Annotated in this window: 12 protein-coding genes; 5 read left to right on the top strand and 7 right to left on the bottom strand. The window is 66.6% G+C overall.

Going from position 1 to position 17580, the window contains the following annotated elements; genetic code table 11:
* The first annotated feature begins 113 nt into the window (after positions 1–113).
* Genes F9Z44_RS09415 through F9Z44_RS09405 form a run of 3 tightly spaced genes read left to right on the top strand, consistent with a single transcriptional unit; the run spans position 114 to position 5040 of the window.
* Positions 114–1943 (top strand): adenylate/guanylate cyclase domain-containing protein, encoded by a 1830-nt coding sequence (locus F9Z44_RS09415; protein ID WP_159605534.1) that lies wholly within the window; start codon positions 114–116, stop codon positions 1941–1943.
* A gap of 39 nt (positions 1944–1982) precedes the next feature.
* Entirely contained in the window at positions 1983–3086 is a 1104-nt protein-coding gene (locus F9Z44_RS09410) for a phosphatase PAP2 family protein (protein ID WP_159605532.1), read from the top strand.
* Between the two features lie 22 nt (positions 3087–3108).
* Positions 3109–5040, top strand: coding sequence for a S8 family serine peptidase (locus F9Z44_RS09405; protein ID WP_159605530.1), 1932 nt, complete (start codon positions 3109–3111; stop codon positions 5038–5040).
* Positions 5041–5057: 17 nt separating this feature from the next.
* Here the strand turns inward: F9Z44_RS09405 and F9Z44_RS09400 are convergent, their stop codons facing one another.
* The 4 genes from F9Z44_RS09400 to F9Z44_RS09385 all read right to left on the bottom strand — a co-directional run bounded on the left by F9Z44_RS09400 (position 5058) and on the right by F9Z44_RS09385 (position 9478).
* Positions 5058–5705, bottom strand: coding sequence for a Crp/Fnr family transcriptional regulator (locus tag F9Z44_RS09400; RefSeq protein WP_159605528.1), 648 nt, complete (start codon positions 5703–5705; stop codon positions 5058–5060).
* Between the two features lie 6 nt (positions 5706–5711).
* Complete coding sequence (locus tag F9Z44_RS09395) at positions 5712–6407, bottom strand: helix-turn-helix transcriptional regulator (RefSeq protein WP_159605526.1); 696 nt, start codon at positions 6405–6407, stop codon at positions 5712–5714.
* Between the two features lie 113 nt (positions 6408–6520).
* Positions 6521–8218: a thiamine pyrophosphate-binding protein gene (locus F9Z44_RS09390; RefSeq protein WP_159605524.1), complete on the bottom strand. Its 1698-nt coding sequence runs from the start codon at positions 8216–8218 to the stop codon at positions 6521–6523.
* Between the two features lie 21 nt (positions 8219–8239).
* On the bottom strand, positions 8240–9478 hold the full coding sequence (locus tag F9Z44_RS09385; RefSeq protein ID WP_159605522.1) for an MFS transporter: 1239 nt from the start codon (positions 9476–9478) through the stop codon (positions 8240–8242).
* A gap of 81 nt (positions 9479–9559) precedes the next feature.
* On the opposite strand from F9Z44_RS09385, the gene F9Z44_RS09380 reads away from it, so the two are divergent.
* Positions 9560–10453 (top strand): AraC family transcriptional regulator, encoded by an 894-nt coding sequence (locus F9Z44_RS09380; RefSeq protein ID WP_159605520.1) that lies wholly within the window; start codon positions 9560–9562, stop codon positions 10451–10453.
* On the opposite strand, the gene F9Z44_RS09375 is transcribed toward F9Z44_RS09380, so the two are convergent.
* Entirely contained in the window at positions 10420–12888 is a 2469-nt protein-coding gene (locus tag F9Z44_RS09375; protein WP_159605518.1) for a DUF1631 family protein, read from the bottom strand. The two genes, F9Z44_RS09380 and F9Z44_RS09375, sit on opposite strands and share 34 nt — an antisense overlap.
* 221 nt (positions 12889–13109) lie before the next feature.
* Between F9Z44_RS09375 and F9Z44_RS09370 the strand changes: the two genes are divergently transcribed.
* Positions 13110–13364, top strand: coding sequence for a hypothetical protein (locus F9Z44_RS09370; protein ID WP_159605516.1), 255 nt, complete (start codon positions 13110–13112; stop codon positions 13362–13364).
* Between the two features lie 19 nt (positions 13365–13383).
* Here the strand turns inward: F9Z44_RS09370 and F9Z44_RS09365 are convergent, their stop codons facing one another.
* Both F9Z44_RS09365 and clpB read right to left on the bottom strand, forming a co-directional pair.
* Entirely contained in the window at positions 13384–14811 is a 1428-nt protein-coding gene (locus tag F9Z44_RS09365; protein WP_201450037.1) for a coniferyl aldehyde dehydrogenase, read from the bottom strand.
* An 86-nt stretch (positions 14812–14897) separates the two neighbouring features.
* Positions 14898–17516: an ATP-dependent chaperone ClpB gene (clpB, locus tag F9Z44_RS09360; protein ID WP_159605514.1), complete on the bottom strand. Its 2619-nt coding sequence runs from the start codon at positions 17514–17516 to the stop codon at positions 14898–14900.
* Between the last annotated feature and the right edge of the window lie 64 nt (positions 17517–17580).

Here is a 17580-nt window from a genome sequence, read left to right as displayed (position 1 = left end):
GACTCCTCCAACAAAGCCGACGCGAGTCGGCTTTGTTGTTTTTGCCAACCTCACAACCAGTCCTCAAGATCAGTTGTGAGAAACTGCAACGCAACCCGCATACCCCCACCGGCATGACCAGCAGCCCCACCCCGAACACCTCGCAGCCCCCCGACGACAAAGGGGTCGGGGAGACTGCCCTTCCATTGCCGCAGCAGCGCCACAAGGTGGTGCTGGTGATGGATCTGGTGGAGTCGGTTCGCCTGATGGCTGCCAACGAAGCCGCCGTGGTGAACCAATGGCGTGGCTTTGTGCACCACGCCACCAGTGTGGTGTTGCCGGACTGCAAGGGCCGCATGGTCAAGAGCCTGGGCGACGGCATGCTGGTGGAATTCGACCAACCCACCGATGCCGTTCGCGCGGCCCTCACGCTGCACAGGTACTTTGCTCCGCTCAACGACACACTGCCGGCCAGCCAGCGTCTGTTTCTTCGGGCAGGTCTCAATGCCACGCACCTGTATGCCGACGAAAACGACGTGTATGGCCATGGCGTGAACCTCGCGGCGCGCGTGGCCGATCTGGCTGCCCCGGGCGAGACGATCATCACCGCCAGCATCTTCGACGGTATCGTCGTGGGCATGGATGCCGAGGTGGAAGACCGTGGCGAGAACTACCTCAAGCACTGGCCCGAACCGGTTCGCACCTGGGCCATCCACTCGGTGAGCGCGGGGTCACCCACGGTCCGCGCTCAGGTGCCCGAAGGCACGCCACTCGACTTCCGGCCGTCCATCGCTGTCGTGCCTTTCGAGACGCGCAGCCACGCGGCCGAACAGTTCGTCATTGGCGAACTCATTGCCGACGGCGTCATCGCGCAGCTCGCGCGCAGCCCCGATCTGCGTGTGATCTCCCGCCTGTCCACCACCGCATTCCGGGGACGTACATCTTCGGCCGGAGAAATCGGTCGGCACCTGGAGGCCACGTTCGTGCTCGGCGGCAGCTACGTCACCTACGGCGACAAGGTCGTGATCATGGCGCAGCTCACCGACAACCGCCGTGAGGAAGTGATCTGGGCCGATCGCCTCTCGGGCGATGTGCGCGACCTGATGGAAGCCCAGAGCGCGCTCCTGGATGCACTGTGCTCGGCCTGTTCCAAGGCCCTGCTCAATGACGTGGTGCAGCGCACCTTGGTGCTGCCCGTGCCCCAGCTCGACAGCAACGCGCTCTTGCTGGGTGGCATAACGCTGATGCACCGCTCCACGCCGCGGGATCTGCAACGCAGCCACCAGTTGCTGGAGGCGGTGGTGGATCGCCACAAGCGGGTTGCCACGCCGTGGGCTTGGCTGGCCAAGTGGCACATCATGCAGGTGGTGCAAGGCCTCTCGGGGGAACCGGCGCGAGACTTCCAGCGTGCCATCGACACCGCCGACCGTGCACTCGACCTGGAGCCCGCCAGCTCGCTGGCCATGGCCATCAAGGGACATGCGCTGTGCCACCTTGGTGAAGACGTGGACGCATCACACCGCTTGCTGCAAGAGGCCACGCAGAGCAATCCCAACGACCCGATGGCCTGGCTCTACAACAGCGTGTGGTCAACGATGTGGGGCACGCCAGAGGACTCGATGGTGGAGGCAGAGAACGCGCTGCATCTCTCGCCACTGGATCCGCAGAAGTACTACTTCGAGATGATGCTGGCCAACAGCTACCTCGCCATTGGCCGTCTGTCAGAGGCGGTCGATCTCTGCCGATCGTCCCTCGCAAAAAACCGATACCACCTCCCGACCCTGCGCGCCATGCTGATCGCGCAGTTCGAGATGGGACTGGTTCGGGAAGCGCGCGAGACCTTCGTGTTGATCATGACGCTGCAACCCGATTTCACATTGGGCAAATACCTCGCGGCAGGCAGCCACAGCCGCCTGCGGCAGCGCGGCGCCAAGGTTTTCTCGGAGCTGGGTCTGCAGCACTGAGCCTGATTCGATTCATCAACCAAGACGGGAGTGGCAATCATGAGTGGTGGCGCAAGCGGAGGAGCCAGTGGTGGGGCGAGCGGCGGGGCCAGTGGCGGCGCAAGTGGTGGCGCCAGCGGCGGAGCCAGTGGCGGAGCGAGCAACACGGTGGTGTATGCCGATGCGCTCCTCCTGAGCCGCGCCGCCATCGTCGGCCCCTTCGTTGGAGCCACCTTGCACTTCAACGAACCCGCCTTCGACAAGCCGGCCAACCTGGCCCTGTGGGCCGATGGTCCGCGCGTGGAAGCGTGTTTCACCGAACTCGTCGAGGGCCTGCTTTTCAGAAGCCGCAGCGGCCCCAAAGAAGCCATGCTGGAGTTTGCCAACCTGCAAGCCAGCACCATCCAGCGCAAGCCGCTTGTGAAGCTGCGTGCACCCACCAAACCGCAGTTCAAAAAACAGCTCGACCTGGTGGCGGCTTACGCCGACCTGCGGGCCGACCGCGCGGCCGAGATCGTGGCGCAAACGGGACTGCCCGTGGCGTTCTGGTCTTCCTTGGTGGGGCTCACCGCACACCGCCACAAGAAGACTTTGCAGCTCATGGACCTCATGTTCACGCTGTGTGTGCATGTCGAGATGCGCTTCAAGCACATCTTCGCCAGCCTGCGCCCGGTGGCGATGTCGCCGCAGATCCAGCCCATGATCGAAACCCCGGGGCACGGCAGCTGGCCCAGTGGCCATGCCACCGAAGCGTTTGCTTTTGCCGTGTTGCTGGAAGCGCTGCTCAACGCGGCCTCACCCACAAGCGGTACACCCAACGGCACGGAGAGCCGCGAACAGCTGCAGCGACTGGCCGCGCGCATTGCGACCAACCGCGTGGTGGCCGGCGTGCACTTTCCGGTGGACAGCGCTTGCGGGCGCCTGCTCGGCACGGCGCTCGCCGAATTTCTGGTGGCGCGCGCCACCGGTACCAAGGTGCACGAGCGCGGCTTCGATGGCCGCCTGTTTGAAGGACCCCACGGCGAACCGCTGGACTTCAGCCTGCACCAGTCGATGGACCACACCAGCGGCCACGCCTACACACGATCTGCCGGCACCACGGGTGTGGGCAATGCACCCCTGGTGGCATGGCTGTGGGAGGAAGCGCTCAAGGAGTGGGCATGAGCGCAGCACGGAGGGCTTTCGAATGAGCGCGGCTTGGTCTCCTCTGCCCACGGGCGAATTCACCGGCATCCACTGGAGCGCGCCAGGCGCCATCGATGGGCAAGACCCCTACCTCGCCTGGGCAGAATCCGACCGGTTTGCAGGCTACCGCGTGGAGCCCAAAGGCAAGTCGCCGAAGTGGCTGCCCATCGTCATTGAGCTCACACCGGGCGCCAGCGTGCCGTCGCTGGTGGAGGCCTCCAGCGTCAAGTGGCTGCAGGTTCCGCGCGTGTACCTCAACCTGCCCGCGCTGCGCTTTTGCACGGCGCATGTGAAGCCCAAGTTCTTCAAGAAGCTGCGCTCCGACCCGCAACTGCGCGGTCTGATCCAGCGCTTCGAACTCGGCCTTCCGGTGGCCCACCACACGCAGCCAATCCACGACCCCTGCAAGCCCGACTCGAGCCCCGTGGTTGCGCCCGATCGCCTCAGTGGCAGGGTGCTGGGTGTGATCGATGGCGGACTGGCATTTGCCAACCAGGTGTTCCTCAAGGCCCAGGGCCACACACGCGTCAAACATTTCTGGCGCCAGGACGACACACAGGACGGCAACTGGCCAGGCAACGAGCCCCACCACCAGACGCCACTGGACCCGACTCGCGCCGGCCCGCGCCCGCGCGACATGGGCTATGGCCACGAGCTCTCGGGCGCTGCGATCAACGCAGCCATGGCCGAGTACACGCATCATGGTCAGCTGGACGAAGATGCGCTCTACCAGCACCTTCAGCTCTGGGACCTGAGCAAACCCGTCAACCACGGCACCCACGTGATGAGCCTGGCCTGTGGCAAGGGCAACCTGCTGAACCCGGCGGACGACGAGGCCAGCCACTGCGACCTGATCGCGGTACAGCTGGACTGGTCCAACGTGCTCGACACTTCGGGCGGCGCCATGAACGTGAGCGTGCTCGACGCACTCATGTACATCCTGGCCCGCTGCACGCCGCAAGCCCAATTGGTGGTGAACATCAGCTGGGGCACGCTGGCCGGGCCGCACGACGGCAGCTCCATCCTGGAGGCCGCGATGGACCAGCTGATCGAGCTGTGCGCCGGGCGGTTGCAGGTGACCGTGCCGGCGGGCAACGCCTACCAGAGCCGCACCCACGCCAACGACACGCTGGCGCCGGGCGCATCGCTGCCTTTGCACTGGCGCGTGCAGCCCGACGACCGCACGCAAAGTTTTTTGGAGATCTGGATACCCTACGGGGCACAGGGTGTCGAGATCAGTGTCACGCCGCCGGGGCATGCCCAAGCGTTGCCTCCACTGAGCAAGGGCCAGTCGGGCCTGTGGCTGGGAGCCGATGGTCTGCCCTTGTGCGGCCTGATCTATCCGAGCGATTCCGCACTGGGCACGGGCAGTACCTGCGCCTTGCTGGCGCTGGCACCCACCTTCAGCCGTCATGCCAAAGCGGTCACTGCGCCGTTCGGTTCATGGGAAGTCACGCTCATCAACACCAGCACCGAGCCGGTGGTGTTCGACGCTTACGTGGAGCGCGACGACGTGGCGCTGGGCCAGAACACCGGGGCCCGGCAGTCGTACTTTGAAGACGCCTGGTACGACACCAGCGGCAACATAGGCAGCTTCGTGGACCACCCGGACAACCCCACACCGATCCGGCGCAGCGGCACCTTCAACAGCCTGTCGACCGGGCAAAACACGGTGAGCGTGGGCGGCATCCGCCGGCAAGCTTCAGCCAGCGGGCACTTTGCGCGCTACTCCCCACGCAAGCCCGACCCGGACGCCAGCCGGCCGCAACGCCCCGGCGTGAGGAGCGTGCCCGACACGCTGGCCGTGAGCGACGACAACCCGGCCCTGTGGGGGGTGCTGGGCGCGGGCAGCTTGAGCGGCAGCGTGGTGCGGCTGGCGGGCACCAGCTCGGCCGCACCGCTGGAGGCGCGGCGCCTGATCAACCTGCCCTGAGCGCCTCGGGCCAGGCCCTACCAGCGCGCGGGCAGTGCCTTGAGCAGCCAGATCCAGCGCTCGCGCACAGCGATGTAGCCGCCGGTTTCCAGATCTTTCAGCAGGCGGCTCACCATCTCGCGTGAGCACGCCAGGTGCTGGGCCATCTGCTGGTGGGTGAGGCGCTCCTTGAGCGCTCGCTCGCCCCGCTCGTTGGGAACCTGCGCCAGCGTGTTGAGCAGCCGCACCAGGCGTCCATACACATCGATGAGCGCCACGCTGCGTGCACTCTCGGTGGCCAGGCGCGCGCGGCGGATCAGGCGCGCCATCAGCTCCAGTGCAAATTCGGGGTGCTCGGCGATGTAGGCCAACAAGGTGGCGCGTGTCACCACCGCGCAGGTGCTGGGCTCTGCGGCCTCTACGTTGGCCGAGCGCGGACCGCCATCAAGCGACATCTCACCCACGTACTCCAGAGGACCGAAGAGGCCCAGCGTCAACTCGCGACCGTTGTTGTCCGACAGGAACGCCCGCAGCCGCCCCTGCAGCACGATGTAGAGCGTGTCACCGGTCTCGCCTTCCTGGATCAGCAGGGTGCCACGCCGGTAGCGGCGCTGCACGCCCTGCGCGGCCAGCGCTTCAATGTGTAGGTTGGGATGGGCAAAGGCAGCGGAGAGGGTGACCGGCATTCATGCTCACGGGTGGATGGACTCCGAGGCATTGTGGGGCATGGGCATGACGATGCGCAAGGCGGGCACCACCGGCGGCAGGCTGTTGATGCGCTGCAGCAGCCGGCGGATGCTCGGCGAGCCGGCCTTCTCTCGCAGGGTCTTGATCTGGCTGCGGATCGTGGACGGCGCCACGCCGTGCTCGGCAGCGATTTCGGGTATCTCGAGGCCGCGGCACAAGCCCATGAGCACCGCTTCCTCGCTGGGGCTCAGACCAATGGTGCGGGCAAACATGCGCACCGCCAGGTTGTCGCAGGTGCTCTGGCGTGAAAGCATCACCAGCACGCTGGGCTGGTCGGTCTCAAGCGGGTGGCTCAGGGGTGTGAAGGTCATGGCCAGTTCGCGCTCGCCCTTGTTCAGCAGTGCCAGACGGCGCTGTCCGCGAAAGGCAGCCTCCATGGCCACCTGCATCTGCGCGGTAAATTCGGCGTTGCTGCCCAGCAAGGTGTTGCCATACGACACGAGCATGCGTCCGCTGGCGAGTTCGTGCCGGGCCAGGTGGTTGGCGTGCAGGATGGCGCCCTGCGCATCGATGATCAGCATGCCGTAGTCGACCTCGTCGAGCACGCGCAGCAGGTGCGCCCGACCCACCGCGGGCTGACCGGGCACCCCGCCCAGTTCAGGAATCTCCGACACCCTGGTTGCACCGCTTGTTTGCCACATGACCACTCTCCTTTGATGAGTTGGACCAGTCTAGGCAGGCGAAGTGATCAGGGGATGTATGGGAGTGCCGGGGACTTTGTGACGTAGTTACCAGGCGATGGGCCCGAGCAAGCTCATGCTTGCGCGCGCGCCCGGATGGCAGAGAGCGTTCCACGGGTTGTGATCACGTCCACGTCGATCATCACCTCGATCAGGCTGCCCCCAGGCGCAGCCAGGGCGCGCTGCAGCGCGGGCTCGAACTCCGCCGTGTGGGTGATGCGCTCGGCAGCAAAGCCGTAAGCCCGCGCGAGCGCGCAGAAGTCGGGGTTGGCCAGACCCGAGCCGCTCACATGCGCCGGGTACTCGCGCTCCTGGTGCATGCGGATGGTGCCGAAGCTGCCGTTGTTGAGCAGCAGCACGATGCTTCTTGCGCCGTGCTGCACCGCCGTGGCGAGCTCCTGGCCGTTCATCAGGAAGTCGCCATCGCCGGCGATGGTGAACGCGGTTCGCCCGGTGAGGATGGCCGCGCCGATGCCAGCGGGCACGCCGTAGCCCATGGCGCCGTTGGTGGGTGCGAGCTGTGTCTTGTGGCCTTTGGCCAGGCCGTGGTAACGGTAGAAGCGGTGCAACCAGCTGGCGAAATTGCCGGCGCCGTTGGTCAGCACCGCGTCTGCAGGCAGGTGCTTTTGCAGGGTGTGCATGAGCGCGGGCATGTCGATGGTGCCGGGCAGCGAGATGCCGCCGTTGGCCACATCCACGTTGGCCACGTAGTCGGCGTGACAAGCCTGTGCCCAGTCTGCCCACTTCAAGGTGGGCGGCGCGGTGAGCACCTCCAGGCTGCGCGCGGCCGCGTTCATGGTGGCATTGATCGCCAGCGTGGGCTGGTACACGCGGCCCAGCTCCTCGGCGCTGGCGTGGATGTGCACCAGCTTTTGCATGGCCACCGGCGCCTGGATGAGCGTGTAGCCGCCGGTGGTGGCTTCGCCCAGCCGCGGGCCGATGGCGATGAGCAGGTCGCTCTCGCGCACGCGCGCGGCCAGTGCCGGGTTGATGCCCAGACCCACATCACCGGCATACAAGGCGTGGTGGTTGTCGAAGGTGTCCTGGAAGCGGAAGGCGTTGGCCACCGGCAGTTGCCAGTTCTCGGCGAAGCGCTGCAGCGCCGCGGCCGACTGCGGGGTCCAGCCGCCCCCGCCCGCAATCACCATCGGGCGCTCGCTGGCCAGCAGCAGGCTGCGCAACTCGCGCAGCGCGCCCGGGTCGCTCCAGGCCTGCACCGCCTCCACGCGCGGCAACGGCACGGCGTCCACCGTCTGCGTGAGCATGTCTTCGGGCAGCACCAGCACCACCGGCCCGGGCCGGCCATTCATGGCGGTGGCAAAGGCGCGCGCCACGTACTCGGGAATGCGGCGCGCGTCGTCGATGCGCTCGACGCGCTTGGCCATGCCTTTGGTGGACGGACCGAAGAACGAGAGGTAGTCCACTTCCTGAAAAGCCTCACGGTCTCGTGCATCGCTCGCCACGTCGCCCACGAAAAGCACCAGGGGCGTGGAGTCCTGGAACGCGGTGTGCAGGCCGATGGAGGCGTTGGTGGCGCCGGGCCCGCGCGTCACAAAACACACGCCGGGGCGTCCGGTGAGCTTGCCCTGAGCCTCGGCCATGAAGGCCGCACCACCTTCCTGGCGGTTGGTGATGAAACGGATGCGGTCAGCGCGTGCGTGGAAGCCATCGAGCACCGCGAGATAGCTCTCGCCCGGCACCCCGAAGGCGTGTGTCACGCCCTGGGCGATCAGGCAGTCAACGAGCAGGTGTCCAGCGAGTTGTGAAGTCATGGCGGCATTGTGCCGCGAGCGCTAACGCGCCACCGCCGTGCGCTGTCCCACACCCACGGCGGCAAACACCGACACCATCAACACCAGCGCGGCACCAGCCAGCGTGAGGCCGTACCAGCCACGGTCCATGGCCAGGCCAAAGATCAGCGGCGACAGGGCGAAACCGACATCCAGCCCCGAATAGACCGTGCCATACACGCGGCCGGTGGCGCCCTTGGGGGTGGCCTTCTTGATCATCATGTCGCGGCTGGGCCCGCCCACGCCCACCGCAAAACCGGTGGCGGCCAGGGCCACCATGGTGCCCACGGCACCCAGCCAGCCGGTGGCGCACACCAGCAACAGCACCGCTCCGCTGGTCATGGCCATGGCCACCACGCGGTCGCTGGACCAGCGGTGGCTCTGGCCGTAAGCCGCCACAAAGCCCCCCACCAGCATGCCGAGCGCGGAGCACAACATGTAGGCACTGATGGTGAGCGTGGCGATCTCCACGCTCACGCCGTGCACGACGTTGAGGATGGAGGGCGCAAATGTCTGCACCACGGCCAGCGTCATGGTGGAGAGCAGGAAGAACGCGAAGCACCACCACACCACGGGCAGTTTGAGGAAGGCCAGATCACCACCCCGGGGCGCGTCGCCATGCCGCACCACCACCTCGGTCAGCAGCTTGTCGCGCTGCCAGAACAGCACGGCGAGCACCCCCACATAGAGCAACGCCGCGCCGAGGTAGGCGGTGCGCCAGTCGGACAGCGCGGTGATCCCGATCAGAAAGGCCGGGGCCAGGGCCCAGCCCAGATTGCCGGTCAGGCCGTGGGCGCTGAAGGCGTGACCCAGCCTGGGCGAGGAGACGCGCTGGTTGAGGATGGTGAAGTCGGCCGGGTGAAACGGAGCGTTGCCCAAGCCGGCCAGCATGGCCACCAGCACCAGGCCGGCGTAGCCCGTGGCCTGGGAGGCGGCCAGGGCGGCCAGCAGGAAACAACCGATCGCGGCGAACAGCACCGGGCGCGCACCGATGCGGTCCACCACGAACCCCGCAAGGGCCTGCCCCATCCCCGAAATGACGAAGAAGATGCTCATGAGCAGCCCGACATCGGAATAGCTCAGGCCGAAGTCGCGGATGAACACCGGAAACAGCGGCGCCAGCAGCAGGTGCGAGAAGTGTGATGTGGCGTGGGCCAGCCCCACCAGGCCGATCACGGCGGCGTCTTGTCGGAGGGGAATCGGATTGGCAGGCGCGGCGGCACCCAGGGTGGCGGTGTTCATGGGATTGATCGTACGGCGCGTGCCGCGCGCACAATGGCGACGGAAAGACAAGAATCGTCGATATCCAGCCAACCTACCTTCATGCAGCCATCACACCGCCGCCCGGCCCCCCGCGCAGTGCCTTTGGGCGACACCGATCCGTTTCGCCCCACGCCCGAGCATCCGGTGCGCTGCCGTGCGCGCCAGATCGACAGCGACAACCAGTTCGAACCGCACCACCATCCCTGGGGACAACTGGCCTACTGCGCGCGCGGCCTGCTGCAGGTGACGGTGGTTCACACGGGCGATGCGGATGGTGAACGCTCGCCACTGGAGACCACCACCATCGTGCCGCCCTCGCGCGCGGTGTGGATCCCTCCGCTGGCGCGCCACGCGGTGACCATCGTGGAGTCGGCCCAGTTGCTCACCCTGTACATCGATGGCAACGCGGTGCCGGCGCACTGGAGCCGGTCGCGCGTGCTGGTGGTCTCACCCCTGCTGCGCGAGTTGGTGCATGCCCTGAACCGGCCCCAGCGGCCAGCGGGTGAAGCCGGGCAGGCGCTGCTCACGCTGTTGCTTGACGAGATGGAACACGCCGACACCCAGCCGCTGGGGGTGCCCATGCCGAGCGCCACCGGCGGCGATCGGCGGCTGCGCAACCTCTGCGAGGCGGTGATGCAGGCCCCGGCCCAACACGGCACGCTGGCGGCTTGGGCTGCGCACGGCGGCGCCAGCGAGCGCACCCTTGCACGCCTGTTTCGCGACGAACTGGGCACGAGCTTTCAGCGCTGGCGCCAGCAGGTGGTGCTGGCGCACGCCCTGCCCATGTTGGCGCGCGGCGTGTCGGTGGGTCGGGTGGCCGAAGCCAGCGGGTATGCAAGCGAGAGCGCCTTCTCGGCCATGTTCAAGTCGGCCATGGGCTTGCCACCCACGCGCCTGCGCGAACAGGCCAGAACACGGCCTCAGGCGGACATGGACTCGGCCGCCAGAGCCTGATCGGCCGCGATCGCGTTGATCGCCTTGCCAACCACGCTCTGGCCGTCCACCAGGCGCAGCAGGCGGTTGGCGATCAGGCGCTCGCAACTGCGCTTGGTCATGGAATGCGGGCGACCACCCCGGCTCACGAACATGAACAGCGTGCCACGGTTGCTGGCCCAGATGAGTTGCGCCCGCAGCCATTCGCGGTGCGAATACAGGTCGACCCAGTCGCCTTCGCGCAAGCCGGCCAGCAAGGCGACCGCGTCAAACGGAATGCCCTCGTCGCCATCCGGTTCGGCCTCGCCATCGGGATGGAGAGGCCCGGCTTCGTTGGGTGCACGGACTTCGATGAGTTCGGCGAAGTCGGTCGGCATGGTGTCCTGAAAACCGGCGGCTTCGAGTTCGTCGCGGCCGAGCCAGGGCTGGTCGGACTTGCGCGGTTTGCGCTGCTCGGGCGTGGCGGCCAGGGTTTCGTCGAGCTCCATCGACATGGACGAGGCTTCCAGCGGTATGGGATTCGACGCACTGGCATCGGCCCGCACGCGCGCGCGCCGCAGGCCCAGCACCGGCTGGTGCAGGCGCATGAGCGCGTCAAAGAACGGCTTGGTTTCCACACGGCTGCGCCCCAGCGACTCCAGCCCGGCGTGCAGCGTGGCCAGCATCCCGGGCACCATGTCCAGCAGTTGCGCCGGCATGCGCAGGGTGACCTCTTTCTGGGTGCTCCACAGCAGGTTGGAAACCACCTTGCGGTAGCCGCCAGGATCGGTCTGGCCCTTCTCTGCATTGAGCTGGGCCGATGCGATTGCCAACGCCCAGGGACCGTAAAGGAAATCGAGGATGAAGCCGGGCGCGTGGTCCACATCGGGGCGCTGGCTCAGCTCCCAGGCCACCTGGTCGGCGAGGGTCTGGCGGGCCTCGGCGTGGCGAATGGCCTGCAGGTTGTCGTCCTGCGCAGCCAGGTCCTGTCGGTCCTGGCCCTCCCACTCTTGCAGCAGCTCGTCCAGCGCGATGGCAAACGCCTGCGAATCCTCGGTCTCGAGTTCGTTGAGGGCGTTGAAGGCCTGCTGCACCGGCAGGAAAAATTCGGCGAATTCGCTGCCAAACTCGTCGTTGTATTTGAAGCTGCGCTGCGCCACGCACTCCACCAGGCGGCGCGCAGGGTGCGAGTCCTCGCTGAAAAAGCGCGGGTTGGCCATGGCCAGGCGTAGCAACGAGGGCTCCAGCGCCACCACGGCTTCGCGCACCGGCGCCAGCAGCAGCGGGTCTTGCGCCACCTGGTTGACCAGCTTGCGCACGACGTCGAGACCCATGGCCTGCGCAACGCGTTCGGCCTTCTGCTTGAGCTGCATGAGCACGCGGGCGCGCTCGTGGGCCGCGGCAAAGTCGCCCCAGCTTTTCTGGCTGAGCTGGGTCCCTATGTCGACTTCGCGCGCGGGCCGGTCGACCACCGGCAGCGCCTTGTACTGCTGGCTGCGCTGAACCACCATCGACTCGTCGAGCGTGGGAATGGCAGCAAACGCCTCGATGGCCGCGAGCTCCTCGCTCACCTGCTCGTAGTACTCGGGCGCCAGCGACTGTTCGTAGCGCTGCCCACCCTTCTCCAGGAAGTTGTGCAGGTACTGGTTGTCCACCAGCGTATGCAAGCGGGCCAGCTGCGGCATGTCTTGCATGAAATTGCCGAAATGCAGATCCCGCGTGCTGTCATTGCCAAAGTCCAGCGGCGCCGGGCCCGACGGGCTCCAGCCAGCCGCCCCTCCGCGTGCGGCCCGGGCTGCGTTGGCGGCCGCTCGTGCCGCGGCCCCGGGGGCTTCGGCCAGCAGGCGCACACGGTAACCGGCTTCCTGCACGTTGGCGCGCTGCAGCACCAGGGTCAGGCGGACATAGAGGGCCTTGAGTTCGTCACCGATGGCGGGACCGCAATGGCGCAGCCACAGGGCGCGGATCTGGGACTCGGGTTCATCGAGCGCCATCATGTCGCGCAGCGTGCGCACGAAGACAGCAGGACGCAGCGGGTTCAACTCGGCCTGCACAGTCGACAGGCCCTGCAGCGAGCTCATGAGCGCGTCCAGCACCTTGAGTTCCTGCTCCAGAGGTGGCAGCAGGCTCTGCAACAGGCGGGCGGATTCGATCGACTCGGTCACCGCGTCGTCTTCCACCAGGGAGAGGTAGGTGGATTCGCTGAGCAACGCCGAACGCGACGATTGCGGGGCATCGGTGGGCATGGCAAACGCTTCGCGCAGCAGCCGCGCATAGTCGCCCACCCAGCCCGCCCTCTCCTGCCGCATGCGCCACCAGGCCTGCCCCAGGCGCTCGCGCTGAGCCGTGTCGGTGGATCGCCTCTCGGCCTCTTTCAGGCTGTCCACCGCTGCGTCAAGCCAGCGCCCGAGCATCGCCGGGGCGTCTTCGAGCACCTCGCCGAGGCACTGTTGAAGCAATCTGGGAGGAACCTTCATCGGCTGGTCGCGGTCCGGGACCGCTGTATCGAAGTGTGAGACAAGTCACAGTTATACCCGCGCATACACCCTGGGGCATGACGCCTCAGAAATAAGGCGGGTATCGGCCACCGAACGGTCAACCGGGGCCACTGAATGCCCCTTCGTCAAGGCAGTGTCACAACTGGCATGCAACATGCTCGGGTGCTGTCAACACACGCGCAGGCTTCAGGGAGACAACAATGATTCAGGGCATCCGGCGTTACGCCAAGACCACCATGGCGTGGGAGGCGCTGTCACGCCCCGACGCAGTGGGCCGCCAGGCCCACACCCTCCTGCTCATGGCCAATGGCCGGCGCAGCGAGCAAGAGCTGTCACTGTTGCTGGGCTCGGACGTGTCCGAGCTGGCCTATGGGTTGATGGAGAAGGGATATCTGCAGAACACGGCGGCGGCCTTGCAGCCCGAGGCCGACGACGACGCACTGGCCGGCGCCTGAACCGCCCAACCCGGACCGGTCACAACCAGCGCTTGAGCAGGCCCATGACCTGATCGAATCGCGGACCGTAGGGCGGGTAGAACAGATGCCCCATTGAGAAGCGCGACTGCACCAGAACGGGTTTTTGCTGCGTGAAACGCAAAAAGCCGGTTTCACCGTGGTAGGCACCCCAGCCACTCTCGCCCACGCCGCCGAATGGCAGGTTTTCGTGGGCCACGTGCATAAGCGTGTCGTTGATGCTCACGCCGCCACTCACCGTGTTGGCCATCACCCGGTCGCGCGCGGCGGTGTTGGTGCCGAACCAGTACAGCGCCAGCGGGCGCGCACCGGCATTGATGCGTTTGATGGCCTCGTCCAGCGAGTCGTAGGTAAGCACCGGCAGGATGGGGCCAAAGATCTCTTCGTCCAGCAGCCGCAGGCCGGGGACGGGGTCGAACACCAGGGTGGGGTTCATCTGGCGTGCGGTACTGGCCTTGCCCGTCGTGCCCCGGGGTGCCACGTCCACCACGCGGGCACCCTGCGCGGCGGCCTCGCCCAGCAGGGCTTCCAGGCGGGCCTGGTGGCGGTCGCTCACGATGGCGGCGTAGTCGGGGTTGCCGGCAATGCTGGGAAACAGGCGCGCCACGGCGGCCGTGTAGGCCTGCTCGAAAGCGGCTTCCTGGCCACGCGGCAGCAGCACGTAGTCGGGCGCAATGCAGGTCTGCCCGGCGTTGAGCAGCTTGCCGTGGGCGATCTTCACGGCGGCCTCATCCAGATGGCATGAGGCGTCCACGATGCAAGGCGACTTGCCGCCGAGTTCCAGCGTGGTGGGCGTGAGGTTGACCGCAGCAGCAGCCGCCACCTTGCGCCCCACGGCGGTGGAGCCGGTGAAGAACAGGTGGTCGAACGGCAGGCTGGCGAACTCGTGGGCCACGTCCGCACCGCCGAGCACCACGCTGAATTCGTCGGCCGAGAAAGCGGCGTGCACCAGCGAAGCCATCAGCGCCGAGCTGTGGGGCGTGAGTTCGCTGGGTTTGAGCATCACGCGGTTGCCCGCGGCCAACGCGGTGGCGGCCGGCCCCAGCGTGAGCTGCAGCGGGTAGTTCCACGGGCCGATGACCCCCACCACGCCCAGCGGCTGGCGCTGGATGAGCGCGCGCGCAGGCTTGAGGTAGAGCGGCGTGGCCACGCGTTGCGGCTTCATCCAGCGCGGCAGCTCCTTGTGCAGCTGGCCGATAGCCGCGCGCAGCACGAAGAAATCGGCCACCTCGGTGAGCTGGCGCGAACGCACGCCAAAGTCGGCCTGCACCGCGTCCGACAGGGCTGAGCCATGCTGGTCAATCAGCGCCTTCAGGCGCGAGAGCCGATCCCGGCGCAGCGCCAGCGGCACGTCGATCTGAGCGCGACTGGCGTGGTGCTGGGCGTCAAACAGGGCCCGCAATGGAAGGGTCGGGGGTATCTGGGTCATGAGGCGGATGATAGGTCTGGCGCCCCGGCTGCGGTAGAGGCAGACCCCCATCCCGACGGAAGGGGGCCTGCCTGTTCAAGCACGGTTCAAGCCTCGGCCACCGCATCACCGAACTCGAACACGCCGGGGTTCTGCACCGGGTCCACATTCACCGGAATCGACGATTTCGGCGGATAGCGGCCTTCGAGCAGGAACCTGGAGAGCGGGTTCTCGATGCGCTGCTGGATCGCACGCTTCAAGGGCCGTGCGCCGAACACCGGGTCGAATCCGACCTTGGCCAGCTCGGCCAGCGCGGCTGGCGACACCTGCAGGTGAAGGTCCATCTTGGCCAGGCGCGCTTCGAGCACCTTGAGCTGGATCGCGGCAATCGACTCGATGTGCTGCGCATCCAGCGCGTGGAACACCACCGTCTCGTCGATACGGTTCAAAAACTCCGGACGGAAGTGGTTCTTGAGCTCGCCCCACACCGCTTCCTTCACGTCGTCGTACGGCTCGCCCACCATGGCCTGGATCATGTGCGAGCCGATGTTGCTCGTCATCACGATCACGGTGTTCTTGAAGTCCACGGTGCGGCCCTGCCCGTCGGTGAGCCGACCGTCGTCGAGCACCTGCAGCAGCACGTTGAACACGTCCGGGTGGGCCTTCTCCACTTCGTCGAGCAGCAGCACGCTGTAGGGCTTGCGGCGCACGGCTTCCGTGAGGTAGCCGCCCTCCTCGTAACCCACGTAACCCGGTGGCGCGCCGATGAGGCGGGCCACGGAGTGTTTCTCCATGAACTCGCTCATGTCGATGCGCACCAGGTGGTCTTCGCTGTCGAACAGGAAACCGGCCAGCGCCTTGCACAGCTCGGTCTTGCCCACGCCGGTGGGGCCGAGGAACAGGAAGGAGCCAGTCGGGCGGTTCGGATCGGAGAGGCCCGAGCGCGAGCGCCGGATGGCGTTGGCCACCGCGCCGATGGCCTCGTCCTGGCCCACCACGCGCTCGTGCAGCTTGCCTTCCATCAGCAACAGCTTATCGCGCTCACCCTGCATGAGCTTGCTCACCGGGATGCCGGTGGCGCGCGCCACCACCTCTGCAATCTCTTCGGCACCAACCTGGGTGCGCAGCAACTGCGGGCGGCCCTTGCCATCCTTGTTCTGCGCCTTGCCGGATTCGACCGCCTGCGCGTCCTTCAAGCGCTTCTCCAGCTCGGGCAACTTGCCGTACTGGAGCTCAGCAACCTTGTTGAAGTCGCCCTTGTCGGTGAAGGTCTTGATCTGCGAACGGATGCGGTCCATCTCTTCCATCACATCCTTGGAACCCAGCGCGGCGGCCTTCTCGGCTTTCCAGATCTCGTCGTAGTCGGAGATTTCCTTTTCCAACCGCGTGATCTCTTCAGCAATCAGGCCGAAGCGCTTCTGCGAGGCCTCGTCCTTCTCACGGCGCACGGCCTCGCGCTCGATCTGCAGCTGGATCAGGCGGCGGTCGAGCCGGTCCATCACCTCGGGCTTGGAGTCGAGTTCGATCTTGATCTTGGAGGCCGCCTCGTCGATCAGGTCGATCGCCTTGTCGGGCAGGAAACGGTCGGTGATATAGCGGTGGCTGAGCTCGGCCGCGGCCACGATGGCCGGGTCGGTGATCTGCACGCCATGGTGCACCTCGTACTTTTCCTGCAGGCCACGCAGGATGGCGATGGTCGCCTCCACCGTGGGCTCGCCCACCAGGATCTTCTGGAAACGGCGCTCCAGGGCGGCATCTTTCTCGATGTACTTGCGGTATTCGTCGAGCGTGGTCGCGCCCACGCAGTGCAGCTCACCGCGCGCCAGCGCCGGCTTCAACATGTTGCCCGCGTCCATGGCACCTTCTGCCTTGCCCGCGCCCACCATGGTGTGCAGCTCGTCGATGAAGACGATGGTCTGGCCCTCGTCCTTGGCCAACTCGTTCAGCACGGTCTTCAGGCGCTCCTCGAATTCGCCGCGGAACTTGGCGCCGGCCAGCAGCGCGGCCATGTCCAGGCTCAGCACGCGCTTGCCCTTGAGGCTGTCAGGTACCTCGCCGGCCACGATGCGCTGCGCCAGGCCTTCGACGATGGCGGTCTTGCCCACGCCGGGCTCACCGATGAGCACGGGGTTGTTCTTGGTGCGGCGCTGCAGCACCTGGATGGCACGGCGGATCTCGTCGTCGCGGCCGATCACCGGGTCGAGCTTACCCAGGCGGGCACGCTCGGTGAGGTCCATGGTGTATTTCTTGAGCGCCTCGCGCTGGCCTTCGGCCTCGGGGCTGTCCATGGACTGGCCACCGCGCACCGCCGTGATGGCGGATTCCAGGCTCTTGCGGTTCAGCCCGTTTTCGTTCGCCATGCGACCGAGTTCGCCTTTGCTGTCGGCAATGGCAAGCAGGAAGAGTTCGCTGGCAATGAACTGGTCGCCGCGCTTGATGGCTTCCTTTTCGGTCGCCTGCAGCAGCTTGGCCAGTTCCTGGCCGACCTGCACCTGGTCTTGGCCCTGCACCTCGGGCAGTCGCTTGATGGCCGCTTCAGCCGCTTTGGCCAGCCCCGGCACATTGACGCCGGCGCGCTGCAACAGCGATTGCGGGCCATCGGCCTGGCGCAGCAGCGCCAGCAGCAGGTGGGCTGGCTCAATGTAGGCGTGGTCGGCGCCCAGCGCCAGCGTCTGGGCCTCGCTCAGGGCTTCGTGGAATTTGGTCGTGAGTTTGTCGAGTCGCATGGAAATGCCTCTCCGGGAAATCAGAATTGCTTGGCATGTGGAGTTGCTCCCTCCCTTTTCAAGC

The organism is Hydrogenophaga sp. PBL-H3 (assembly GCF_010104355.1).
In the GTDB taxonomy this organism is placed as follows: domain Bacteria; phylum Pseudomonadota; class Gammaproteobacteria; order Burkholderiales; family Burkholderiaceae_C; genus Hydrogenophaga.
This window is presented reverse-complemented; position numbering and strand designations above follow the sequence as displayed.